21 protein-coding genes and 1 tRNA gene are annotated in these 23,199 nt (G+C 40.6%); 11 read left to right on the top strand and 11 right to left on the bottom strand.

Annotated features, from left to right (window positions below; translation table 11 throughout):
• Positions 1 to 108: 108 nt before the first annotated feature.
• Both H6G59_RS18215 and H6G59_RS18210 read right to left on the bottom strand, forming a co-directional pair.
• The gene (locus tag H6G59_RS18215; protein WP_190716853.1) at positions 109 to 822 is read right to left on the bottom strand and encodes a rubrerythrin family protein; all 714 of its coding nucleotides are present in this window, start codon (positions 820 to 822) and stop codon (positions 109 to 111) included.
• A gap of 224 nt (positions 823 to 1,046) precedes the next feature.
• A complete protein-coding gene (locus tag H6G59_RS18210) occupies positions 1,047 to 2,132 on the bottom strand; it encodes an alkene reductase (protein ID WP_190716852.1) in 1,086 nt (361 codons plus the stop codon).
• Between the two features lie 302 nt (positions 2,133 to 2,434).
• On the opposite strand from H6G59_RS18210, the gene H6G59_RS18205 reads away from it, so the two are divergent.
• Genes H6G59_RS18205 through H6G59_RS18195 form a run of 3 tightly spaced genes read left to right on the top strand, consistent with a single transcriptional unit; the run spans position 2,435 to position 5,033 of the window.
• On the top strand, positions 2,435 to 3,433 hold the full coding sequence (locus tag H6G59_RS18205) for a GDP-mannose 4,6-dehydratase (RefSeq protein ID WP_190716850.1): 999 nt from the start codon (positions 2,435 to 2,437) through the stop codon (positions 3,431 to 3,433).
• Positions 3,434 to 3,446: 13 nt separating this feature from the next.
• Positions 3,447 to 4,631 (top strand): glycosyltransferase, encoded by a 1,185-nt coding sequence (locus tag H6G59_RS18200; protein ID WP_190716873.1) that lies wholly within the window; start codon positions 3,447 to 3,449, stop codon positions 4,629 to 4,631.
• Positions 4,632 to 4,661: 30 nt separating this feature from the next.
• Positions 4,662 to 5,033, top strand: coding sequence for a hypothetical protein (locus tag H6G59_RS18195; RefSeq protein WP_071189328.1), 372 nt, complete (start codon positions 4,662 to 4,664; stop codon positions 5,031 to 5,033).
• Between the two features lie 239 nt (positions 5,034 to 5,272).
• Here the strand turns inward: H6G59_RS18195 and H6G59_RS18190 are convergent, their stop codons facing one another.
• A complete protein-coding gene (locus H6G59_RS18190) occupies positions 5,273 to 5,704 on the bottom strand; it encodes a hypothetical protein (protein ID WP_190716848.1) in 432 nt (143 codons plus the stop codon).
• Between the two features lie 569 nt (positions 5,705 to 6,273).
• Here H6G59_RS18190 and H6G59_RS18185 point away from each other — a divergent pair.
• The 7 genes from H6G59_RS18185 (at position 6,274) to tnpA (ending at position 14,581) form a co-directional block, all read left to right on the top strand.
• Complete coding sequence (locus tag H6G59_RS18185; protein WP_190716846.1) at positions 6,274 to 6,618, top strand: hypothetical protein; 345 nt, start codon at positions 6,274 to 6,276, stop codon at positions 6,616 to 6,618.
• A 55-nt stretch (positions 6,619 to 6,673) separates the two neighbouring features.
• Positions 6,674 to 8,800 (top strand): pentapeptide repeat-containing protein, encoded by a 2,127-nt coding sequence (locus H6G59_RS18180; RefSeq protein WP_190716844.1) that lies wholly within the window; start codon positions 6,674 to 6,676, stop codon positions 8,798 to 8,800.
• Positions 8,801 to 8,969: 169 nt separating this feature from the next.
• Positions 8,970 to 9,464, top strand: a complete 495-nt coding sequence (locus H6G59_RS18175; protein ID WP_190716872.1) for a hypothetical protein — start codon at positions 8,970 to 8,972, stop codon at positions 9,462 to 9,464.
• Positions 9,465 to 9,699: 235 nt separating this feature from the next.
• Entirely contained in the window at positions 9,700 to 12,492 is a 2,793-nt protein-coding gene (locus tag H6G59_RS18170) for a pentapeptide repeat-containing protein (protein WP_190716842.1), read from the top strand.
• An 82-nt stretch (positions 12,493 to 12,574) separates the two neighbouring features.
• Positions 12,575 to 13,000: a DUF1636 domain-containing protein gene (locus H6G59_RS18165; RefSeq protein WP_190716840.1), complete on the top strand. Its 426-nt coding sequence runs from the start codon at positions 12,575 to 12,577 to the stop codon at positions 12,998 to 13,000.
• 95 nt (positions 13,001 to 13,095) lie between these two features.
• Positions 13,096 to 13,842, top strand: a complete 747-nt coding sequence (locus H6G59_RS18160; RefSeq protein WP_190716839.1) for a cobalt-precorrin-6A reductase — start codon at positions 13,096 to 13,098, stop codon at positions 13,840 to 13,842.
• 277 nt (positions 13,843 to 14,119) lie between these two features.
• Complete coding sequence (gene tnpA, locus H6G59_RS18155; RefSeq protein ID WP_190716837.1) at positions 14,120 to 14,581, top strand: IS200/IS605 family transposase; 462 nt, start codon at positions 14,120 to 14,122, stop codon at positions 14,579 to 14,581.
• Positions 14,582 to 14,685: 104 nt separating this feature from the next.
• Here the strand turns inward: tnpA and H6G59_RS18150 are convergent.
• From H6G59_RS18150 to H6G59_RS27855, 3 genes are all read right to left on the bottom strand, one after another.
• Positions 14,686 to 14,759: transfer RNA gene (locus H6G59_RS18150), tRNA-Val, on the bottom strand.
• Positions 14,760 to 14,828: 69 nt separating this feature from the next.
• Positions 14,829 to 15,284, bottom strand: coding sequence for a hypothetical protein (locus tag H6G59_RS27860; RefSeq protein WP_422602682.1), 456 nt, complete (start codon positions 15,282 to 15,284; stop codon positions 14,829 to 14,831).
• 319 nt (positions 15,285 to 15,603) lie between these two features.
• Entirely contained in the window at positions 15,604 to 16,119 is a 516-nt protein-coding gene (locus H6G59_RS27855) for a hypothetical protein (protein WP_422602680.1), read from the bottom strand.
• A gap of 209 nt (positions 16,120 to 16,328) precedes the next feature.
• On the opposite strand from H6G59_RS27855, the gene H6G59_RS18140 reads away from it, so the two are divergent.
• A complete protein-coding gene (locus H6G59_RS18140; protein WP_190716835.1) occupies positions 16,329 to 17,117 on the top strand; it encodes an SDR family NAD(P)-dependent oxidoreductase in 789 nt (262 codons plus the stop codon).
• Positions 17,118 to 17,186: 69 nt separating this feature from the next.
• On the opposite strand, the gene H6G59_RS18135 is transcribed toward H6G59_RS18140, so the two are convergent.
• The 5 genes from H6G59_RS18135 to kaiC all read right to left on the bottom strand — a co-directional run bounded on the left by H6G59_RS18135 (position 17,187) and on the right by kaiC (position 23,161).
• The gene (locus H6G59_RS18135; RefSeq protein ID WP_190716833.1) at positions 17,187 to 17,966 is read right to left on the bottom strand and encodes a photosystem II electron transport protein, Sll1252 family; all 780 of its coding nucleotides are present in this window, start codon (positions 17,964 to 17,966) and stop codon (positions 17,187 to 17,189) included.
• Positions 17,967 to 18,157: 191 nt separating this feature from the next.
• Positions 18,158 to 18,658, bottom strand: a complete 501-nt coding sequence (locus H6G59_RS18130; protein ID WP_190716831.1) for a hypothetical protein — start codon at positions 18,656 to 18,658, stop codon at positions 18,158 to 18,160.
• A gap of 100 nt (positions 18,659 to 18,758) precedes the next feature.
• Entirely contained in the window at positions 18,759 to 19,136 is a 378-nt protein-coding gene (locus H6G59_RS18125) for a hypothetical protein (protein ID WP_190716829.1), read from the bottom strand.
• Between the two features lie 436 nt (positions 19,137 to 19,572).
• Positions 19,573 to 21,477 (bottom strand): TolC family protein, encoded by a 1,905-nt coding sequence (locus tag H6G59_RS18120; RefSeq protein ID WP_190716827.1) that lies wholly within the window; start codon positions 21,475 to 21,477, stop codon positions 19,573 to 19,575.
• 124 nt (positions 21,478 to 21,601) lie between these two features.
• Complete coding sequence (gene kaiC / locus H6G59_RS18115) at positions 21,602 to 23,161, bottom strand: circadian clock protein KaiC (RefSeq protein ID WP_190716825.1); 1,560 nt, start codon at positions 23,159 to 23,161, stop codon at positions 21,602 to 21,604.
• Positions 23,162 to 23,199: the final 38 nt, after the last annotated feature.

The following is a 23,199-nucleotide window of genomic DNA, read 5'->3' as shown; positions in this document are numbered from 1 at the left end:
TATAAAAAATCCCCCTTCCATATTTTATAGATTATCAGGGAAGAGGGATAAAGGCTAGATTACTTATAATTTACAGAAATTGAACCGAGAAACTCGATCAGTGTTGTCTTAAGCAGCAACTTTTTCCTCAAGAGGTTTAAAAGTCTTTTTAGTAGCACCGCAAATGGGACAACTCCAATCATCAGGAATTGCTGCAAAAGGTGTACCAGGTGCGATTCCCGAATCAGGATCACCCGCAACAGGATCATAAATCATGCTGCATTGTCTACAAATCCATTTTTGAGTTGCGGGATCTTCACCTGCGACTCTGGTTACAGCTTGTCCTCCATTTAATACTTCCAAAGCTTCAGAGTAGCGATCTGCATGGTAATTTTCAATGAATTTTAGCAACCCAAAACGGTGTGCTGCGGAGCGAAATGTGTTAGCGTGATCGCTAGATTCTTGAGCTTGTTTGAGAAATTCTTCCGCTGCGGGGTTGTCTCTGTCTTGTTGAGCAGCAGCAGCAAATTCAGGATACATTGTAGTGTATTCATAGGTTTCACCTTCAATTGCTAAAGACAAACAACGAGAGATAATTTCCCGTTTTTGTTCATCAGTTAAAGCTGCTGCATCTTTAACAACTAGTTCTGGATGTAATAACTGAAAATGTGCAAAAGCGTGTTCAGTTTCTTGATCTGCTGTTTCCTTAAAAAGTTTTGCTAAGTCTGAAAAACCCAGTTGACGCGCTACATTAGCAAAAAACAGGTATTTGCGATTTGCCATCGATTCACCACCGAAAGCAGATTCTAAGTTTTGAAGTGTAGTAAAGTTGGACAAATCCATAATTAGTTGTGTGTGCCTGCGAAGTGATATTTCATGGAAAAAACAGACTTTAAAACTAGGTTAGATGAGCCAATATCTAAAATATATAAACAGGTTTTATCCAACCTATTTCGTCCCATCTTTAAATTACCCATTTTCTGAGCTGCTCTAGACGATTATAAAACCGAAAGTGGTTATTAGTTTATCGATTTTATGCCGAATTTTATGCTGTCTTTATGAAGATACTAAGATTCTAAGAAAGGATAATCAGTATATCCTGTAGCATCGGCAGCATAAAATGTTTTTGGATCTGGTGTATTCAATTCAGCGTTAATTTGTAAGCGTTTTGGTAAGTCTGGATTAGAGATAAATAACTTGCCAAAAGAGACTAAATCTGCAATACCACTAATGATAATGCAATCGCTGGTGATGCCATCATACCCACCATTAGAAATGATAGTTCCTGGGTAAATCGAGCGAAACTCAGTAATCACAGGATTCAACACCTCACGGGTAGCTAAATCAACTTCATTCGGTTCCATCAAGTGCAGATAAGCAAGCCCAAAAGCGTTAAGCGCCTTAATCACATAGCCAAAAGTTGCTTGAGGATTACTATCTTGCATCCCGTAAAATGTATTACTAGGTGAAAGTTTAATACCGACTCGTTCACCCCCCCAAACATCAACAACCGCAGCTACCACCTCCAAAAGAAACCTGCTGCGATTCTCAATGGAACCACCATATTCATCATTACGTTGGTTAGAGCCATCTTGTAAAAATTGGTCAATTAAATAACCAAAAGCACCGTGAAGTTCAACACCATCAAAACCAGCAGCCAAAGCATTTTTTGCCCCTTGGCGGAATTGCTCTACAATTCCAGTAATTTCCTCAATTTCTAAAGCACGGGGAGTTTCTAAAGAAACCTTACCAATAGGCGTATGTAATGAACCAACTCCGGCTATCGCACTAGGCGCAACAGGCAACTCACCACCCAACAAAGATGAGTGGGAAACCCTCCCAGCGTGCCATAATTGCAGAAAAATTCTTCCCCCTTGTTCATGGACAGCATCTGTCACCAAGCGCCATCCAGCCACCTGCTCCTCTGAGTAAATCCCAGGACAATTCATGTAGCCTAAACTGAGAGGAGACACCATCGTGCATTCTGTAACAATTAACCCTGCGCTGGCGCGTTGAGCGTAGTAAGTCGCCATTAAGGAGTTAGGGATACTGTCAATTGCCCTTAACCGAGTCATAGGAGCCATGACAATCCGATTGGGTAGGATATAAGCGCCAAGGTGAACAGGTGCAAAAAGATTGAGATTGCTACTCATTTTGTCAAATCTTTAAAATAGACCGTCAAAATTAATATATTCATAAATCTTTAATAAATGTTTAAGAAATTTCCGAAATCTCACTCATGGAAAAACCAATTTTTCTGTAAAAATAATACTAAATATACTATGGCAATTTCCGCATTCATGAGATACGTCCAGAAAGATTTAACCGCAGATAGAAGAGGATGGACACAGATAGACGCAGATAGACTTAGATAGATTTATACTTTATCCAACTAGAAAATGCTATAAATACATAGATTCAGTCAACTAACCCTGTGTTCTCAAAAACCATATCTATGACAAAAACAGCCCTAATTACAGGCATTACAGGTCAAGATGGCTACTATCTCAGCCATTTACTGCTTAACCAAAATTACCGTGTCGTGGGCTTGGTATCTCCCTATCGACAACCTAATTTGTCAAAATTGGGCAGTCTAGCAGACAAAGTAGAAATTTACACAGTTGATTTAAGAGATAGTGCGGGTTTATTAACTGCTGTGCAACAACTACAGCCCCACGAAATTTACAATTTAGCTGCGCCGAGTTTTGTTCCCGATTCTTGGCATGATCCTTTAGGAACTCTCGATCTGATCACCGGCACTGCTACGCGGTTATTAGACGCAATCCGGCAAGTTGGTTTATCTACAAGATTTTATCAAGCCAGCAGTTCAGAAATGTTTGGAGATGTTGATGTTTCTCCTCAAGATGAAGAAACTACCTTCCGTCCCAAAAATCCCTATGCGGCTGCAAAATTACACGCGCACTGGACTATGGTGCATCACCGACAGCGTTATGGTTTGTTTGCTTGTAGTGGTATTTTGTATAACCATGAATCTCCTCTACGTCCTCCTCAGTTTGTGACACGCAAAGTTTCTTTAGCGGCAGCATCGATTAAATTGGGTTTAGCCCAAACTTTAGAAATGGGTAACTTGGATGCCAAACGTGATTGGGGTTTTGCTGGAGATCATGTTGAAGCTATGTGGCGAATGCTACAAGTTGATGAGCCAGAGGAATATGTGATTGGCACAGGTAAACTCCACAGTGTGCGAGAATTAATCGCTACAGCTTTTGATTGTGTGGGACTAGAATGGAAAAATTACGTAGTTACTAATAGCGATTTATTACGAGCAGATGAACATTTTGAACTTGTTGCTAATCCCAGTAAAGCCAAACAAAATCTGGGTTGGGAACCAAAAGTTAGTTTTGAACAACTTTTAGAAAAGATGGTAAAAACAGATTTGGAAGGTTTACAAAGTGGCAAAGTTACGCCATTTATATCGGCTCTACCAAACTAATATCTATCCAATAATGCTAATTAATCAAGTGGCAGATAAAGTAACTCCAAGTGGAAAATTTAACGAGAGAGCCAATCATGTATTTGTGTTCTTAGAAATTTTTGCTCTTGAAGGTGGAATTCAATCCTATGTTAAGGATATTTTTCGCGCCTATCAGAGATTAAACCAAAGTTGTAAAGCGGAAGTTTTCTTGTTGCGGGATAGTCCTGATTGTGTTAATCCTTTTGCCTCAGAAAATTTAAAATTTCATTATTTTCAAGATAATTCCCCCAAAATAGGGAGAATCAAATTGGCTTTGGCATTATTTCGATATCTCATTCAAAACCGACCGCAACAGGTTTTCTGTGGTCATATTAAGTTAGCGGGACTTATCCAAATTTTATGTCAGCCCTTGGGTATTCCTTATACTGTATTAACTTATGGTAAGGAAGTCTGGGAACCGCTAAAAAATCAAGAACGACAGGCGTTGGCTTCGGCATCTGCAATTTGGACAATTAGCCGCTATAGTCGAGATCGTGCTTGTGCGGCTAATGGGATAAATCCTCATCAGGTAAAGATGTTACCTTGTGCTATTGATGGGGATAAATTTACTCCTGGCTTGAAAGCACCAGAATTAGTTGAGAAGTATGGCTTAAATAATGCCAAGGTATTAATGACTGTAGCGCGTTTATGGTCTGGGGATATTTACAAAGGTGTAGATGTCACAATTAGAGCATTACCGCAAATTATCCAGGTATTTCCAGAGGTAAAATATTTGGTGATTGGTCGTGGTGATGACCAACCACGATTAGCTCAGTTAGCACAAGATTTAGGTGTGAGCGATCGCGTGATCTTTGCCGGTTTTGTGCCTACAGAAGCATTAATGTTACACTACCGTCTAGCGGATGCCTATGTTATGCCCTCTCAAGAAGGCTTTGGCATAGTTTATCTAGAAGCAATGGCTTGTGGTGTCCCAGTTTTATCTGGTGACAATGATGGCTCGGCTGATCCCTTACAAGATGGTAAACTAGGATGGAGAGTACCACACCGCAACCCAGATGCAGTAGCAGCAGCTTGTATAGAAATTCTTCAAGGTCAGGATCAACGTTGTCATGGTGAATGGTTACGAGAGCAAGCGATCGCTATTTTTGGTATACAAGCCTTTCAACAACGCCTACAACAAATGCTGCTCTCCTCCTCTTTACCGACCAATGACTAAGATAGAGTGAAAGTCGAAAAAATTTGAGAAATGCGCCTTAATAACTTTCAATTGAATCTTGATAAACTCCGCCCTTGGCTTACCCTATTAGCAGTTTTCTGGCTGTTAGCATCATTGGGCTTAGGCTGGTTAGTTAATTCTTTGCTAATTATTGTGGGACTGTTCCTGGTGACACCAGTTATAGCTTACGTTGGGTTTCGCTGGTGGCTACAACGTAACTTGGTTGCTGACAACTGTCCCGTCTGCGGATTTGAATCGACAGGTTTAAATAACAGCCAGTTACAGTGTCCAAATTGCGGAGAACAGCTATTAGTACAAAATAGTAAATTTCGCCGCTTCACACCAGACGGCACAATTGATATCACCGCAGTTGAAGTCCCAGCCCAATCAATAGAAGATTAAAATAATTCGTAATAGTGCCTACGGTCCCGCTAGGGATACGTAATTCGTAATAGTGCCTACGGTCCCGCTAGGGATACGTAATTCGTAATTAAGTAGGTGGGCAGAATAAAACCAAACTGTGTAAAGAAAAGTAAATAAGGCTAAAACCCTTTTTCCCCCTGCTAGAAAGCCCCCTGCCTTATCCCAACGACAATTTTTAACGCCAACCTACTTATTATCTAATGCCCCATGCCCAATAACTATTTCTTTTGTTGCGAAATCGATAGTGTATAGCTATACTGCTGCTGGGATAAATCGCCTATATAGAGCGAGTATTCCCCAGCCTGCCAAAAACCAGAAAGTTCTGGCTTATCTCCTGAGTAATTATCTGCCATCACACAAAAGCGCCCCCCAGGCCCGTCAATTAACAGTGTGGGCTTTCCCTGGCTCTGAACTGTTAATCGTAAATAAGGTAGTGGTTCTTTAACCTTGATAACTTGATTGGGTGCAGTGGTAATATTTCCGCAATTGCTCTTGACATTTCCCCCAGACGTTCCATTGACAATAGTCGGGTCTGTCTGGAGATTTTTATCAACTAGAATTATGGGAGTCTGGGCAAAACTAACTTGGTTAAAAACCAAACTCATCGCCAAGGCTGCGGGAACAAGGGTCAATAGCCTTAAAGTCTTCATCTTAATTAATGCTCCCGACTGTTGATATAAAAATTTATAAATTATCTCTATCTGTCTCTAAAGACGTAAGCCAGCCGATTTTGTTCCGACAGAGAAGGTATAAATTTTTAAGTAATTCGTAATTTGAAATTCGTAAATAGGGAACAGGGAACAGGTAATTCTTAATTTTCCCCGCGTCCCCGCGTCCCGACTTCCCCGCGTCTCTCCGTCCTCGCGTCCCCGCGTCAGGGACTTCAACCCCCTGAATTAGTTAAAATATCCTGAAATGTGAGCAGAAAGACAGAAAAGTTTTGCTGATACCCAAACTCTTGTTTTACAACCTCTAGTAAATTAACGGCTAAGTATAGCTGTAGACAAGGTGGTTAGGACATCAATTGATAATAAAACTCCCCGTACAAGAGGGTTTTACTCCTGACTCCTGACTCCTGACTCCTGCTATACATTATTTTTCCTAACTACAGAGGTACTGCACATATAAACATTAGCTAAAATCACTAAAACAACCGCCAAATAAGGGATTTGGTGGATTGGTTGTAAAATAAGTGTCCTAGCTGAAGTAAATAAGATTTATGAATCCGCAATCTGAAGAAGACTGGCAACGTCGTCTCCAAAAGCTAGAAGAGGAGATGAATTCATTTTCCTCAACCCCTGCCCAACCAGAAACACAACAACAGACATCCCCGTCTAGGTTTGCCAAATTGAACTTATATCTAGAGCGATCGCGTTTATGGTTCCAAAGTTTAGCAGGGATAAAAAAAGTTGCTGTTGCCGGTTTGGCGATCTTTTTGGGCTTTTTGGTGCTACAAACAGTGTTTAAACTTGTGGCATCTGTAATTAGTCTGGCACTGTTGGCAGTGTTAGTGTATCTTGGATACAAATTTTTTGTGTCTAATAGCTTTCAAAATAAGCAATAGCCTATTTTAACCGCGCCGAGAGTGGCGTAAACATAAAGTCAAAGGGAAATATGCAATGACGACCCCAACTGTCAGGACAAATATTAATCAATCTAGCCAGTCCAAAAAACCAGAAAAAGCGAATTCCCTGCCCCTAGTAACAAGGCGTTTTGCAGCTTGGGCAGTGGAAATGACACTAGTAGCTGCCAGTGGATTGGTTCCCTTTGGCATGGGTGTTTATGCCAATTCTCGCAGCGATATCAACCGAGTGCCGCTGAATCCAGTGTTAGTAGTCACAGAAAGAGCGATCGCACGCCCTTTAGCTCTACCCGTAAGTTACGGTATTAGAAATGTGGCCTGGCCGACCAATTTCCTCTGGACAGTCGCCCTATTAGCACCCATCACTCTCTCCTGGTGGCAATTGTATTTACTGGGTAAAACCGGCAGCACCATCCCCAAACGCAAGTTTGGTGTACAGGTAGTTAATGAGGAAGGTAACGCCCCCGGTTTGGGCGCTGTAGTCGTGCGGGAAGGACTGGGACGCTGGTCTGTGCCAGTTTCCATTGCCTATGTACTCTGGCGCTACAGCTTTGCCTTTCCTAACCTAGGTCTGTTCACATTTTTAGCTGTGTTGATGGTGCTAGGAGAAGGCATGGGCTGGCCTTCACAAAAACGCCGTCGCGCCTTCCATGATCAGTTAGCAGGTACGTACACCATCGATGCCACAACAGCCAACAAACGGGTTAAACCCACTGTCATTCCTGGCAACGAGGAGTCACCATCAGCAAATGAGGATGGGGTAAATACATCTAGTCAGCAGCCAACCTCAACAGCAGTCAGAACCCGCAGCCCCAATGTCACCCTGTTTTTGGTAGGTCTAGCCAGCATGATTGCTGTTTTGTCAACCTTAGTAGGTACACAAATCTACATCCAAAATCAAGAAAGCCTACGAAAAACCCAGCAACTCAACAGCCAAAAGTTTCTCGAACTGGTAAAACAACTTAATCCTAACGCTGGTGTCACCAATGAGGAACGCCAAAGGGCAATTCTGGTTTTGGGTGGTATCAACGACACACAAGCCATCAAATTTCTTGTGGATTTGCTGGTTACGGAAACTGACCCCAGTACCTTAGATACAATCCAACAGGCTTTGGCAAATATTGGCACTCAAGCACTGCCAGAATTAAAACGCATGAATCAGTTTCTCTCAGGGGAACTAGAATCAGCAGGTAACAGCCCCAACCGAGAACTTCGACAAAAGCAGTTAACTCTTAATCAACAAGCTATCAATAAGATTTTGACTGTCTATAGTGGCAAAATTAATGACATCGATTTGAGCAGCGCCCAACTTGGGACTACAGGTTCCGAGGCAAGTTCTTTATTCAACTTGGTACTAAACAATACTGATTTATCTGGAGTGATTTTTAAAGCTGCCAATCTGAATCGAGCTAGTTTGACTGGTAGTCGCTTCCGCAGTGTAGGTGAAGATGGACGTTGGGATACCTATGATGATGTCATCGCTGATTTGAGTAAAACTCAGTTGAAGCAAGCTAACCTCTCGGAGGCTAATCTCAGTCGAGTATTGATGAACCGCAGCGACTTAAGCCGCGCTACCCTTAACAAAGCTAACTTATCCAATGCCCGTCTCGTGGCGGCAAACCTCAGCAGCGCCCAGCTAATCGGCAGTGATTTACAGAAAGCAGTCTTAGAAAATGCCAGCCTCACCGGGGCGGATATCAGTGATGCTAAATTAATGGAAGCTAATTTATACGCTGCTCATTTAGGGCGTGTTTCTGCGATCGGCACACAGTTATCCTATGCCAATTTAACTAACACCGATTGGCAAGGCTCGGACTTATCTGAAGCTTATTTGGATAATGCTAATCTTAGCAATGCTAACTTCAGTAATGCTCGTCTCTCTGGTGCTGTTTTGCGCTCTGCCCACATGGAAAATGCCAACCTCAGAAATGCTGATTTAAGTCGTGCAGATTTACGGGGAGCAAATTTGAACGGAGCAGATTTTCAAGGTACTATTCTTTTCCCTGCCAAACAAGACCCCGCAGATCAATTTGTCCAAACTTCCGATCTCGGTTCGCAAGCTGCTATAGTTCAGGGCGTTGATTTTACTCAAGCCCAAAATCTAGATGCCAACCAACTGGCTTTTATCTGTACTAAAGGTGGCATTCATCCCCGTTGTCCATAGTATTAGGTGACAGGTGACAGGTGACAGGGGAGAGAGTAAGGGAAGTAGGGGAGTAGTGAAGAATAACTTCTATCTATTCCCAATCACCAATCACCAATCACCAATCACCAATCACCGTTAAGAGTAATATAGGTAACATATTTATATAAATGGTGTCAGGAGTTCGATGATGAAGCATCTTAAACATTTAGTTTCAGTTCTAGGGGTTGGTGCGGTTTTGAGTCTGACTATCAATACTCAAGCTGCACAAGCTCAAGTAGCTTATGGTAGCTATGTTGGTATTGGCCCAACTGTTGGGCTAAGTGATGGTACTCAACTGGGTGGAGTTTTGGCTGCCCGTTACAAGTTACTAGAAACACCTGTATCTTTCCGCGCTCAAGCATTAATTGGTCAAGGTACAGCAGTTGTTCCTACAGTTTCTTATGATCTTCCTATCAACTGGCAAACTGATGTTTACTTGGGTGCTGGCATGGTATTAACTAGTGGTAATACAGCTTCCCCTGTGGGTAATAAAATTAGTTTTGCTTTGCAACCGGGAATTGATTATGTTGTTCCTAATAGCAATACTGTGATTTTTGGTAATGCTATTATTGCTTTTGATGCTTACCGCAATGGTGGAGGTACGGCTCTATCTTTGCAGGGTGGTGTGGGTTTGAGATTTTGAGAATAGGTAGGAGTCAGAAGTCAGGAGTAAAACTGTCTTGGTGTCTGGCTTTGAATTTAGATTCTGTACCTCATTTATTTGCAATGTGTTGTAATAAAAATAGTAGAAACAAAATCCCCGATTTATCAAAAAAGTTGGGGATTTATTGTATTATCAGCTTTAATATTGGGTTTTGTTTTTTAATTCAGTCCACGTAAATATTTATTTTTAGCTTTAAAACTAAAATTCTTGAATTATGAGCGACACATCAGGGATTCTCATCAAAAAGCCAGTTTCTATTTTAAATAAAAAGCTTAATATTAACTTCGGAAGTTTCTTCACAGCATTAACCAAAGCTGGTGCAAATGCGGCTGTTGCTAATTTTGGTAATGTACCAGAAAATCTTGTAGAAGTTGTCACCGCAGTTGGGTTAGGGAAAGAACCTGGAGAAGTTGCTTGGGTGTTGATTTTTCGGGCTTTAATTCAAGCAATGTGGACTTTAGCAGAAGAGAGAAAAGATTTATTACAAGATGCGGATAATCAAGATATTCAAACAATAGTTAATCATCGTTTAGAGCAATGTTTAAAAAAGCTAGAATCACAAGAAATAACTATTGATATTAACTTTTTTGACCATCCTGAAAGATTGGTAATTGTTGAAAAAATTAAAACACCTTTTGCTCAATGGTTAGAAAGCTTTGGTATCAATTCAGCAGAAGCTAAAGTTATTAGTAATCAAATTCCCAGTCAGTTTGTCTATGCACTGCACAAAGAATGGTTAAGAAATAGTGATAAATATCAATCTTTAATCAATAACCTCAACAGCCCTTTTGTTAAAGCCACTGAACGACAACAAGCATGGAAAATTTATAGCGCGTGGCTGGAAAACCAAGTTAATGAAAGGATGTTTGATGAAGCCTTTGGTTTAAAACAGGTTTATGTGCCGTTACGGGCTTATTATAAGCGCAAAATTCAGGGTAAAAAAACAGATAATTTCAGCAGAGAAGAAGATAAATTTGAGCAGGTTGTTGTTGATTTAGAAACAGAAGTAGAAAATTGGTTAAATAAAGCTGACTCTCAAGATGCTATGAGGGTGATTAGTGGTGGCCCAGGAAGTGGTAAATCTTCTTTTGCGAAAATATTTGCAGCTAATCAAGCGAAAAAGGGAGAAGTTCGAGTTTTATTTATTCCCTTACATCGGTTTGAAGTTACGGATAATTTAATTAATGCTGTTGGTAATTTTGTTTTGAGTAATGGTTTTATTCAAGAGAATCCTTTACAAGCAAATGATTTTGAATCACGATTATTAATTATCTTTGATGGTTTAGATGAGTTGGCAATGCAGGGTAAACTTGGGGCTGAAGTTGCTAAAGAGTTTATTCTGAAAGTCGAGAGAAATTTAGATAATTTTAATCAACGGGAAACTCGTTTACAAGTTTTGATTACTGGACGCAATTTAACGATCCAGGCAAATAGCAGTTTATTGGATAAATCGGCAGAAGAAATATTGTATGTTTTGCCTTATTTTTTAGAAGAGGATGAGAGATATAATTACATTGATGACCAAAAATTGTTAGAAACAGACCAAAGAAATTTATGGTGGCAGCGTTATGGTGAGGCAAAAGGCATAGAATATACTGCTTTACCATCGGATTTAAATCAAGGTAAGCTGAGAGAAATTACTGCTCAACCTTTGTTAAATTATTTAGTGGCTTTAAGTTTCGCTCGTGGAGAAGTTGATTTTTCAGCCGATAGCAATTTGAATAGTATTTATGCTGATTTACTCAAAGCAGTTTATGAACGTAAATGGGCTGATAAAAAACATCCTATAAATCAAGAATTTGGAATCAAAGATGAGGAAGAATTTGCGGAAGTTTTAGAAGAAATTGCCCTGGCTTGTTGGCATGGAGATGGAAGAACTACAACTGTTAGTAAAATTGAAAAAATTTGTAGTGATAATAGTCATTTAAAAAATCTCTTTGCTGAATATCAGCAAGCAGCAGAAGCAGGTATAACTCGTTTATTAACAGCCTTTTATTTCCGCCAAAGTGGGGTGAGGGAACAGGAGAAAACTTTTGAATTTACTCATAAGAGTTTTGGTGAATATTTGACAGCTAGACGGATAGTAAGAGAATTAGATTTTATTCATGAACAGTTAGCAGAACGTGAAAAAAATCGCCGTAAAGGATGGTATGAAAAAGAGGCTTTAAAACAATGGGCTATTTTGTGTGGAATATCTCCTTTAAATGAGTATCTATTTAGTTTTATTTTTGATGAAATGCGGCTGCAAGATCCAGAAAATGTTGCCAAATGGCAGCAGACTTTATGCAACTTGATTAGTTTTATGTTACGTGAGGGGATGCCGATGGAAGAATTAAAGTTAGCTAATTTTTATGAAGAAAATCGGCAAGCGCGAAATGCAGAAGAAGCTTTGTTAGTTGTTTTGAATGCTTGTGCTAGAGTGACCAAGAAAATTTCAGAAATTAAATGGCATTCTCCTCAAGATTTTGGTGTCTGGATTTCTCGATTACGGGGACAAAGATTGAATAATGAGATATTTTGTTTAAGATTTTTGAGTTTTTTAGATTTACAAAACTGCATTCTCAGTTTTCAAGATTTTTACAATGCGGATATTCAAGGGGCAAATCTTCAACAGACAAATCTTCGGCTGACAAATCTTCGGCTGACAAATCTTCGACAGACAAATCTTCAACGGGCGAATCTTCAAGAGGTCTATCTTGGAGAGGCGTATCTTGGCGACGCGAATCTTGAAGGGGCAAATCTTGGAGGTGCAAATCTTGGAGGTGCAAATCTTGTAGGTGCGAATCTTCGACGGGCAAATCTTCAATGGGCAAATCTTCAATGGGCGAATCTTCGACAGGCAAATCTTCGACAGGCAAATCTTCAAGAGGCGGATCTTCAAGAGGTGGATTTTCGAGGTGCGAATTTAGAAGGGGCAAATCTTCAATGGGCGAATCTTAAAGGAACTATTCTGGAAGGAAAAGATTTAACGCATTTGAACACAGACACAGATTCCAGCACCGTGTGACAACAACCAATATCATCAAAAACTGTATGACTCAAAATGCTGGCAGTATAATTATAAATTGTGCAAATCTGCGAGGATACTGATGACTGCTGCTGCTAACATTTCTTCAATTTCCCCTACCAGTGATACCGGTGTTACTTCTCATAGTTTATTTGTGTGTAAAACCTGCGCTAGTGTTTGGCAAGATGGTAAGCGTGTCGGTGAAAGCGGTGGTCAAAAACTTTTACAAGAAATTCAACAACTCGCCCAAAATTGGGATTTACGGGATGATTTCCCTATTAAAGAAGTTGAATGTATGAGTGCTTGTAACCGTTCTTGTGTCGTCGCTTTTGCCGGTCAGGGTAAGTTAACTTATTTATTCGGTGATTTGCCTGTTGAGGGTTGTGCTGAGGCTGTGCTGGAATGTGCTAATAAATACTACTCTCAGCCTGATGGTGTCCTACCTTGGTCAGAACGCCCAGAACCTCTGAAAAAGGGCATTTTGGCTAGAATTCCGACAATTAATTGACCTTTTTCCTGATTTCTCTCTGCGACTCTGCGCCTCTGCGTGAGAAAAAAATGTGATTCATTTACCTGAAAAATAGATAAAAATCCAAAATAGCTATGTTGCGTGTTTTAATTCTCGGTGGAACTGGTGACGCTGCTGAATTAGCTGCTAAAGTGGCAAATATTAGTGGTGTGGAAGCGATCGCATCTTTAGCCGGTCGTACCCGTGAACCTTCTACCCCTGTTGGTAATTTCCGTATCGGCGGTTTTGGTGGTGTGGAAGGATTGGCTAGTTATCTGCATCAAATGCAAATTGATGTGTTAATTGATGCTACTCACCCTTTTGCAAATCAGATTTCCTGGAATGCAGCAAATGCAGCAACGATAGCAGGTATTCCCCGGTTAATGATGATTCGTCCTACTTGGGAAAAGGAGGAGGAAGATATCTGGATAGAAGTAGAAAATATTATCGATGCAGCCGCAGCGTTGAAAAATCAAGCGCAAAGGGTATTTTTGACCATTGGGAGACAAGAAATTTCGGCTTTTGCCCATTTGCAGGAAATTTGGTTTTTGATGCGAATGATCGATCCACCTAACCCTGATGTTGTATTACCTCCAGGGATTGTGTTGTGCGCTACTGGTCCTTTTACTTTAGCAAAGGAAAAAGAAATTTTAAGTAGTTATCAAATTGATACTATTGTCAGCAAAAATAGTGGTGGTAATGCCACTTATGCAAAAATTATCGCTGCGCGGGAAATGGGTATAAAAGTTGTGATGGTAAACCGTCCACCAGTACCAGCAGGGGAACAAGTCCCGGATGTTGAAAGTGCTGTAAATTGGCTTTTGAGGATGTATGGTGACTAAACTTTCGGTATAGAAAAGCATCAAAGTTTCCGCCCTTTTGCGTTGATGACAAATGGAGTTAAAATTATGCTAACCCTGCCGGATCATGAGGAAAAGCCTGTGATATTTAGCCAGGGAATAAATTCCCTGTCTTATAGCTAAAGTCGGTTAAAACCGACTGCAATTTGGGAAAAATTTGGGGTTTGGCTGTGAGTGGGTAATTTCATTTAGTGATAAATAGTTTTGTCGAGAAAATGATAAATTTTATGATTAGAAATTTATTTTTTTTTAATCCATTATGGCTTTATGGCGGTTGTATTATCATATTGTTTGGGCTACGAAAAAACGCGAGCCTTTAATCACCAATGATATAGAGGAAAAATTTTATGGTTATTTAATTGGAAAGGCGGATCATTTAGGTTGTATAATTCATGCTATTGGTGGAATTGAAGACCATATTCATTTGGTGGTTTCTATTCCTCCCAAATTGTCTATTGCTGAATTTGTGAAAACTTTAAAAGGTAGTAGTGCCTATCATTATAATCATTCTTTAGGTAATTTAAAACAACAATTTGGTTGGCAGGAAGGATATGGTGTATTTTCTGTAGGAGGTAAACAATTACAAGAAGCCATTGATTATGTGCATAATCAAAGAATACATCATTTCAATGGAACGACAATTGCATTATTAGAACAAGAAACAGATTTAGATAAATCACCCCAACCTCCAACAAAATCAGAAAACAAATTTACTGACTAATAACCAAAATACATTACACCCGATTAAACTTATCAAAGTTAGTCGGTTTAAACCGACTTTAGCTATTAGACTCTTAATTTATTCCCTGGCTTTACAGAAAAAAATGGACGGTATTGGATTCGAACCAACGACCCCTACGATGTCAACGTAGTGCTCTAACCAACTGAGCTAACCGTCCTTAACCACATGAACATCTAAATTAGCATATACTTTGAGCAATTGTCAAGCATAATTGGCAGCTAATTATTTATTTTGCCTGTAGCTGCTTGAGCTTATTATTTGCCAATGTCAACAAACGCTTTGCTTCAGGATATGCTGTGGTTCCTGATTTTACACTGTTCAACTGAGTGATAATTCCGTGAATTTCGGCTTTAATCTCATTTTTATCAGCAGGTGTGCTGGCAATCAATCTTTGGATTTCCTTGTTAGCTTGATTGAGAATTTCCTGTGAATCACTTTCAATTTGACGACGATTGTTAATAATTCCCAAGTTAGTTTGATACTGTGCTAGTAATTTTTGCGCTTCCACATAACTCGGTTCTTGAAATTGAATATTTTCTAATTGCCGAATTGCTTTTTCCCATAAATTACCAATTTGTTCCCACTCAAGAGCCGTATGAGGTGGATTTTGAGAAGCTTTCGCAGCTGCTAAGGCAAACTGTTTTGCTCCTTCAACATATGTACCACTGCGGGTATCAACCACCGTTTTTTGTTTGACTTGGTATGCAGCAATTAATTTTTGTGCATCTAAATAGCGGGGATTTTCATCTGGAACTTTTTCAAGTCGGTTAATTGCCTGTTGCCATAATTCTGATGCGGCTTGGGATTTTGTTGATTGAATTTTCTGAGCTTCTAAATCAAATTCTTGTGCAGCAGCGATAAAATTACCAATCCGCGCATTATCAAAATCCCGTTTGTAAGCTGTAAGTTGAGTTTGGGCTGTTTTACCTGCTAGTGTTTGTTGAGAAATTTGTTCTAATTCATCTATAGCGATTTGCCAGGATGCGATTCCTACGGAGCGCTTACGCTATCGCTTTCTCTCTATCTTTTGTATTTGTAGCTTGTTCATATTGCAGTTTTGCTGCCAATAGAGACTTTTTCGCTTCATTCAAGGGAATCAAAGCATTTTTGTCTTGGAAAACTACAGCATCTAGTCGTGCTACCCGTTTTCGTGCTTGTTCAAATTCATCTAAAGTAAACTGCCAAGAACAACTAAACAAACTACAATAACGCTGAGGATAATAACCCAAAAACCAAACTGGTAAATTTTCCAAGTGTTTTTTTGCAGCTTTGACTTTTTCTCCACCTAGTTCAATATCCGCAGTACTAGTAGCTTGACTAACTAACTGATCTGCTTGTTCTAAGGAATCAATCGCACCTCTGTAGTGATGATCCATACTCATAAAGCTAGGTAACAACAGAATTGGTGCTACCTGCGCTACAGGTTTGCGAATCATGGGATAAGGTAAGTTCACAACCCATACAACCCCCGCTGTACCTGCCATGAGCATAGCTGCAAATTTGATTTTACCGAACATAGTCATACCTAATCTTTACTTAAATTAGTATTCCCTCTTTTCGCAGAAAATAATACATATAGAAATTATCAGACAACAGGGAACACATTTTTGCACAAATCATTTAGTAGGATTGCTATATTCACCAATCAACTTTTTTAACTACCACAGATTCGGGAAAGAGTTGCTACCATAAATAAGGTGATTGAATAAATCAGATAATACCTAAAATGTCAACAGCTTTAGTTACCGGGGCTTCTGGGGGAATTGGTAAAGCTTTTGCAGAAGAACTTGCTGCACGTCAAACAAATCTTGTTCTGATTGCACGTTCAGCAGAGAAGTTGGAAGAAATAGCCACACAATTACAACAAAAACACAAAGTTCAAGTCGAGATTATAGCCAAAGACTTAACTGAACCTAATGCCACTAATGATGTATTTGATTTGCTCAAAGTTAAAGGATTAACAATTGATTTGTTAATCAATAATGCTGGGTTTGGCGATTATGGCGACTTTGCTGAAAGAGACGGGCAACGACAATTAAATATGATTCAATTAAATATTACGGCATTGGTAGATTTAACTCATAAATTTCTACCTTTAATGCGAGAACGCCGTTCGGGAAGCATTATTAATGTTTCCTCAATTGCGGGATTTCAACCAATGCCTTATCTTTCTGTCTATGCAGCCACTAAAGCTTTTGTTCTCAGTTTCAGTGAAGCATTATGGGCAGAAAATCGTGATTATGGTGTCCGGGTTTTGGTAGTTTGTCCTGGACCAACAGAAACGGACTTTTTCACAGAAGCTAAGTTTCCCACAGCTTTGGCAGGTTCAACAAATAAAATAGCGACTCCTAAACAAGTTGTGGATGATGCTTTGCAAGCTTTAGAAAAAGGTGAATCGACAGTAGTTAGTGGTGGTTTAGGAAATCGAGTCATTGTGAATATGCACAGATTTTTACCAAGAGAATCTTTCGTAAGTTTGTTGGCAAAACAGTTTAAAGTAACTAGTAATTCGTAATTCGTAATTCGTAATTCGTAATTAGAAGAATTACTTGTTACCTGTTACCTGTTCCCTGTCACCTTTTACCTACATAAATCGAGTCAATTGCACGCGGTAACGGTCTTTTTTAGTAACAGCGATTTCGCCGACTTCTAAACGTCCTTTACCGCGAATTGCGATTAAATCGCCTGTTTTGACTTGAGAACTGGCTTGGGTGATTTCTTTCCAATTGACACGCACATCATTAGAGTCAATTAAATCCACCATTTTGCTGCGAGACATTCCAAAACCGGCAGATGCGATCGCATCTAAACGCAAAGAAGCTTCCACAGTTGTCAATTCTTTTTTCTTCGGTTCCCGGATTTTTAACTCATTAATATCAATCCGCTGGGTTTTCACAGGAACTGAACGCACTTGCTGGAGACTCATTTCCAGAAATTCCGCCAATTCCGGGACGACGATTACCTGCGCCCCTCTCTCTCCCAAAACAATCACATCTCCTGTCTTTTCCCGGACAATTCCCGTCCCCAACATTGCGCCTAAATAGTCGCGGTGAGTTGCGGTATCAAACAGGAAATTACCCGCAATTTCTAAAGCACTGATAGCGACTTGAGATGAATCTAATGGTAATTCAGAACGTGCGATCGCAATTCTTTGGCGTTCTGCTTGAGGATATCCACCCCACGCCACCAAATGCACGTCTGTTAATCGACTAAACACCCGTTGAATTTCTGCCAACTCTGGCGGAGACAAAAAATCAGTAAAAACCACTTCCCAGGTCTTTATAGCTTGCTCTGCCTGGTCAATCACACGAGCTATACTATCGCGATTTTCAACACCTTTTAAAAGTTCTTCTCTGGGTAACATGGGGACTGGAGACTGGAGATTGGGGACTAGAAAGAAAGCAGAAGGGAGAATTCCAAAATGACCAATGACTAATGACTAATGACTAATGACCAATGACAAATGACAAATGACCAATGACCAATGACAAATGACAAATGACCAATGACAAATGACAAATGACCAATGACAAATGACCAATGACAAATGACCAACTAGTTAGTTTCAGCATAACCCTGGATATTTTCGGGATCAAACTGACGTAATATGCGGGTAGCTTGGCGAGTCAAAGTTTCTGAACCCTTAACTACAATTATGTACTTACCAGCATCCAAGCGGTTGCGGTAGGGTAAAGCATCTCCACCACCTGCAACTAAACCAACTCCACCACCAACAAATACACTACCCATTGCACCGCTACCAGCACCCAGCAGCCCACCAACAACATGATTACCAATTTCCCCCGCCCAAGCAAAGGTATTCAACCCAGTGATGAAACTGAAAGTAAAACCTGCAAAAAAGCCAAAGGGAACCAGCCAGAATGACATAAGTTGCGCTTGCTTTTTGGCCTGCTCTTTCGGGTCAATTAAGCCAAACTCATCAGCGCTTTTGTACCCTCTACCTAGGATACTACTTGTTATGCCCACTTTTTCTAAGTCTAAATAAGCGGCTTCGGCTTGGATACGGTTTGATAATACGGCCACAAGGTAATTCATTGATTTTAATTAAAATAGTAATCTGACAGAGGTTTTGCTTAATTAACAGCGTATCAGCACTGGTTCCATATCTCAGGAGGAAACCAGCTGGGCAGATGTATTACTTTAACGAATCCAATGGCTCGCAAAAAGTATTGACACCTTGTTTGAGAATATATATCAAAACTGGGGTTGCTAAAATTTTCGGAAAAGCGGGTATTGTGGTTAGATGTGTCATCATGGCTGGAATTGAGCCGTTCACCAAGTCTTCTCGATATTCTTGTTCACAAATCACCGCCCGCCATTTTTTCGCCAAAGCGTCTAACCACTCAGCATTCGTTCTTTCTGGTTGTTGTCCGGCCCGAATTGCTAGAGACATGGCTGCATCTTCTAAGTCTCCGTCACAATCCTCTATCAAGTCTAGCGCTTCCATTGCTTGAGAATCATCTGCCAATTGAGAGCGGAACTGGGCAATTTCTTGTGATGTCACTTTAGTCATGAGTTCTTTTATCTTTTATCTTTGATCAGTTTTCAGTTGTTATAGCAGGAGTCAGGAGTCAGAATTCAGGAGTCAGGAGTCAGGAGTCAGAATTCAGGAGTCAGGAGTCAGGAGTAAAACTGGCGAATGTGTCTAGGTTTCAATTTTGATTCTGTATCTCATTGATCTGCAATCTGCTGTATATCAATTCACTTAAATTAAAGCTACAAATAAATCTTCCCATCTTCCCATCTCCCCATCTCCCCATCTCTCCATTTTTCCATCTTCCCATCTCCCCGCGTCCCCGTGTCCCCGTGTCACCGTGTCACCGTGTCACCGAATCCCCGCGTCTTCCCTCACTGTACCAAATATAGCCTTTTTGACAAAAAAGCCTCATTTGCTAGTAATTACACTGCTAAATGAGGCTTTTGGCGCTTTTAAAAAAGTTTGTATTTATTTACTTATTAAAAGCTCTGGAAGTAACGAAGCGTTGTAATTCGGTCAAAGCTCGGTTGTAATCCAAAATTGCGCGAATGCGATTACCTTCGGATCTTGTGAGGTCATTTTCTGAGTTAATGACATCAGTTTGAGTACCTACACCTGCTTGGAATCGCAAACGCGCTAACCGTAAAGACTCTTTAGCTTGTTCTAAAGCCGCGTTAGCAGTTTGGACATTTTCTAAATTAGAGCGCTGGGTAGAATAGGCTTGTTCTACTTGAAAGCGGATTTGGTTACGTTGTTCAGAAAAATTAGTTTCAGCGATCGCTATATTAGATTTAGCCTGAGATGCTCTGGCTTTTGCTGCGCCCCCATCGTATAAATTTAGGGTTGCTTGCACGCCAACTGAATAACCATCGCTAACGTTGGTATTATCATTAAACACATCTAACAGGTCATAGCTGGCAACTAAACTAATTTGTGGTCCCAAGGAAGCTAAAGCCTGTCTTCTTTGCTGCTCGCTCACGTTCCGCTGTGCCAACTGCTGTTGCAGTTCAGGACGGTTTTGATAAGCTAAGACAATACTCTGTTCGAGGGTTTGCTGCCAAAGACCAGCTAACTGTACAGGATCTGCCGCAGTGATATTTGCCGACTGCGGGATATTTAAGCGAGTTGCTAAACGACGACGAGCAATTTCTTGTTGGGAACGAGCATTAGTGAGGTCTTGTTGGGCATTTGCTAAGTTCACCTGCGATCGCAACACATCGAACCGTGTACCTACACCAGCCCGTTCTAGAGCCTGTGCATCTCGCAAACTCGCCTCAGAATTCTGCACTGCCGACTGAGAAATACGTACTTGTTCATCTGCTTGCTGCAAATCATAGTACTCTCTGGCCACATTCAAGCGAATATCTTCTGATTGCCGCTCTACATCTAACTCCTGAATGCGGATATTTTCCTCAGCCTCTCTAATAGCCGCGTTCCGTCTCCCAGAGGTATAGAGGTCATATCTCAGTTGTGCTTCACTAGTAAAGCTGGTATCAGATTCAGCATCTGGTGCATTGGGATTTAACCTCTGTGTTTGTTTCGCTTGCAGTGTACTGCTACTACTCCGGCTATTAGTAATACGACCAGTCAGCCCCACTGTAGGCAAAAAAGCCGCTTGTTGTTCCCTGAGAGCGCCTTTACTGCGTTCTAACTGCAATATTGACACCTGTAGTTCATTATTATTGCGCTTTGCCAGTTCTAGAGCCTGTGCCAAAGTAATTGGCTGATTGCCCTGAACTGTCACTTCCTCTGGTTTCGTGGGAAATAGTAGAGGATTGGGACTGGGATTCAGGAATTCAGAAGTCTCTGTGGAACCTGTAGGTGCAGGCGTTACAGTATCTGAGTTTTGAACAGGTTGCTCTAATGTATTAGGCGTTTCTGATTCAGTAGGGGTAGTAGCCTGGGCTAACCGCTCACTAGAGGCGTTTTTTTGTGAACAGTTTGTTGAGGCCAACAGCAAAGCAGCTTGGCTGTTCTGCTTTGTCCGTAAACATTTTCTTGCCTCGAATAACTCTGTTAACTTTGTCCCAGTGACTGAACTTGGTAAAACTGTTTTCGGTATTTTGTCTCCTGGCAGACTTTTATGATTAACGCCAACGATTTCTGGAACAATGTGATTGCCTAAAGACTTCACATTGAGGTTATTGAAATCAAGGGCAGGTGCTAAAACTGGAGAACTATCAACCGCAGTATTGGGTAGTTGCTGATTCATGTTGTCCACAACCGAGGTTTTCCCATCTGTTGCAGTCAATACAATAGCAGAAGAAGTCGTTTTGACTTCACCTACTTTGACAGTACCCGCCCAAGCTGACTGAGTTGTTAATACCGCTGCTGTTACACCAGGTAAGAAACTATGAAATAATTGCTGTCCTTTCACCGCATCCCCTCACACGAAAATCTATCTAGCGGCAGAAAACTTGTCTTCACACAGAATATAGCACGACAGTGAATTACCCGACGCTGAACGCTTAGGCGTTACAGTGCAGGCTTTCCCAACGAATTTAAGAATCAGAACTTTGTTTTTCTTCAAAACGTTTGACAATGCGAGAAAGTTCTGCCTTTTCGTCTATGCTAACGCGGGTAGGAGCGCCACTGACAATTCGTTCGTAATTACGGAACGAATCTTTAATATTAGGCCCATCAGCCGTAATATTGTACTCCCGAATCCCCTTATCGTGCCACGAACCCCGCATTTTAAAGACGTTGATTGCCCGCGACATTTCACCATGAATTTCTACATACTGCAACATTAAAATTGTATCAGTAATCGTGGAAATGTGAGAGTCAGTAATGGAATGTGACCCCATAAATTGGTCACTGGTGTTAGTAAAGAAACCAGTAATCTCTTCTTGTTTAGCATAACCTGTAACACCAATCACAAATTGGCGAAAAGCATTATTACTTACGCCTCTAGCTAGTGCTGAAAGGGAATCAATAGCAATTCGGGCTGGCTTAAAATCGGCAATTTCTGATTTAATAATTTGCAAGTGATCTTCTAAACCGGTGGATTCGGGATATGTACAAATTATTTTTAATAAACCTTGGTGTTCTAATTCCTCAAAGTCAATTCCCCAAGAATAAGCATTACGAGACAGTTGAGCGCGGGATTCTTCATAAGCAAATAATATCGCCCGCTCGCCGCTCACACAGCCATCTTGAATAAACTTGCTGACTAACAGTGTTTTACCAGTACCTGTGGCTCCTGTGGCTAAAATAATCGAGTCTTTAAAGAAACCACCACCACACATTTCATCCAGGGTTTTGACTCCAGAAGATACGCGAACATTTGAAGACCTTTGTGTTAAACGCATTGCTCCTAATGGGAAAATATTGACTCCTGCATTTGTAATCGTGAATGGATATTCGCCTTTCATGTGGGTTGTACCACGCAATTTGAGAATTTCAATTGTGCGGCGGCGGCGTTCTCCTTCTAAAACGTTGCGAACAATTACTACATTGTCAGAGACAAATTCTTCTACCCCAAAGGAAGCAACTGGCCCATATTCTTCACCACGCTCTGTGGTAATTATAGTGGTAACGCTTAGTTGTTTGAGTCGTGCTACTAGCCGAAAAATTTCTCGTCTTACTACTCCTACGGCTTCATATTGTTGAAATACTGCTGTGATTGAGTCAATGGAAACTCGATGAGCTTTGTATTTGCGAATCGCATATTGTAAGCGTTCAATTAGGGCTGAAAGATCAAAGTTACCAACGATATCTTGACCTTCTGGATCAGGTGATGCATCGAGAATAAACAGTTTTCCTTCTTCAATCAGTCGTTGTAAATTCCAGCCAAAAATATGAGCATTTTTAATAATATCACTGGGTGATTCCTCGAAGGTAACAAATACTCCTGGTTCATCAAAGTAGGTAATGCCATTATACAGAAATTGTAGAGATAATAAAGTTTTACCTGTACCAGAAGTTCCGCTGACTAAGGTTGTTCTACCAACTGGTAAACCGCCATGACTAATATCGTCAAAGCCCTCGATCATTGTGCGAATTTTCTCTACACCCCCAATGAGTGGATTTTTTGGCTCTTTTGGATCTTTGTAACTCATTTTTTTATCACATCTGGGTATTTAACCCTGGTTTTTAA

This window comes from Anabaena lutea FACHB-196 (assembly GCF_014698305.1).
In the GTDB taxonomy this organism is placed as follows: domain Bacteria; phylum Cyanobacteriota; class Cyanobacteriia; order Cyanobacteriales; family Nostocaceae; genus Anabaena; species Anabaena lutea.
This window is presented reverse-complemented; position numbering and strand designations above follow the sequence as displayed.

Excerpts from the sequence above, each read along its gene's own strand:
- H6G59_RS18125 (WP_190716829.1), bottom strand. The coding sequence starts at position 19,136 with ATGACTAAAGTGACATCACAAGAAATTGCCCAGTTCCGCTCTCAATTG.
- H6G59_RS18185 (WP_190716846.1), top strand. The coding sequence starts at position 6,274 with ATGAATCCGCAATCTGAAGAAGACTGGCAACGTCGTCTCCAAAAGCTA.
- H6G59_RS18130 (WP_190716831.1), bottom strand. The coding sequence starts at position 18,658 with ATGAATTACCTTGTGGCCGTATTATCAAACCGTATCCAAGCCGAAGCC.
- H6G59_RS18140 (WP_190716835.1), top strand. The coding sequence starts at position 16,329 with ATGTCAACAGCTTTAGTTACCGGGGCTTCTGGGGGAATTGGTAAAGCT.
- H6G59_RS18165 (WP_190716840.1), top strand. The coding sequence starts at position 12,575 with ATGACTGCTGCTGCTAACATTTCTTCAATTTCCCCTACCAGTGATACC.
- H6G59_RS18210 (WP_190716852.1), bottom strand. The coding sequence starts at position 2,132 with ATGAGTAGCAATCTCAATCTTTTTGCACCTGTTCACCTTGGCGCTTAT.
- tnpA (WP_190716837.1), top strand. The coding sequence starts at position 14,120 with ATGGCTTTATGGCGGTTGTATTATCATATTGTTTGGGCTACGAAAAAA.
- H6G59_RS18200 (WP_190716873.1), top strand. The coding sequence starts at position 3,447 with ATGCTAATTAATCAAGTGGCAGATAAAGTAACTCCAAGTGGAAAATTT.
- H6G59_RS18180 (WP_190716844.1), top strand. The coding sequence starts at position 6,674 with ATGACGACCCCAACTGTCAGGACAAATATTAATCAATCTAGCCAGTCC.
- H6G59_RS18215 (WP_190716853.1), bottom strand. The coding sequence starts at position 822 with ATGGATTTGTCCAACTTTACTACACTTCAAAACTTAGAATCTGCTTTC.
- kaiC (WP_190716825.1), bottom strand. The coding sequence starts at position 23,161 with ATGAGTTACAAAGATCCAAAAGAGCCAAAAAATCCACTCATTGGGGGT.
- H6G59_RS18205 (WP_190716850.1), top strand. The coding sequence starts at position 2,435 with ATGACAAAAACAGCCCTAATTACAGGCATTACAGGTCAAGATGGCTAC.
- H6G59_RS18175 (WP_190716872.1), top strand. The coding sequence starts at position 8,970 with ATGAAGCATCTTAAACATTTAGTTTCAGTTCTAGGGGTTGGTGCGGTT.
- H6G59_RS18135 (WP_190716833.1), bottom strand. The coding sequence starts at position 17,966 with ATGTTACCCAGAGAAGAACTTTTAAAAGGTGTTGAAAATCGCGATAGT.
- H6G59_RS18160 (WP_190716839.1), top strand. The coding sequence starts at position 13,096 with ATGTTGCGTGTTTTAATTCTCGGTGGAACTGGTGACGCTGCTGAATTA.
- H6G59_RS18195 (WP_071189328.1), top strand. The coding sequence starts at position 4,662 with ATGCGCCTTAATAACTTTCAATTGAATCTTGATAAACTCCGCCCTTGG.
- H6G59_RS27855 (WP_422602680.1), bottom strand. The coding sequence starts at position 16,119 with ATGTTCGGTAAAATCAAATTTGCAGCTATGCTCATGGCAGGTACAGCG.
- H6G59_RS18190 (WP_190716848.1), bottom strand. The coding sequence starts at position 5,704 with ATGAAGACTTTAAGGCTATTGACCCTTGTTCCCGCAGCCTTGGCGATG.
- H6G59_RS18170 (WP_190716842.1), top strand. The coding sequence starts at position 9,700 with ATGAGCGACACATCAGGGATTCTCATCAAAAAGCCAGTTTCTATTTTA.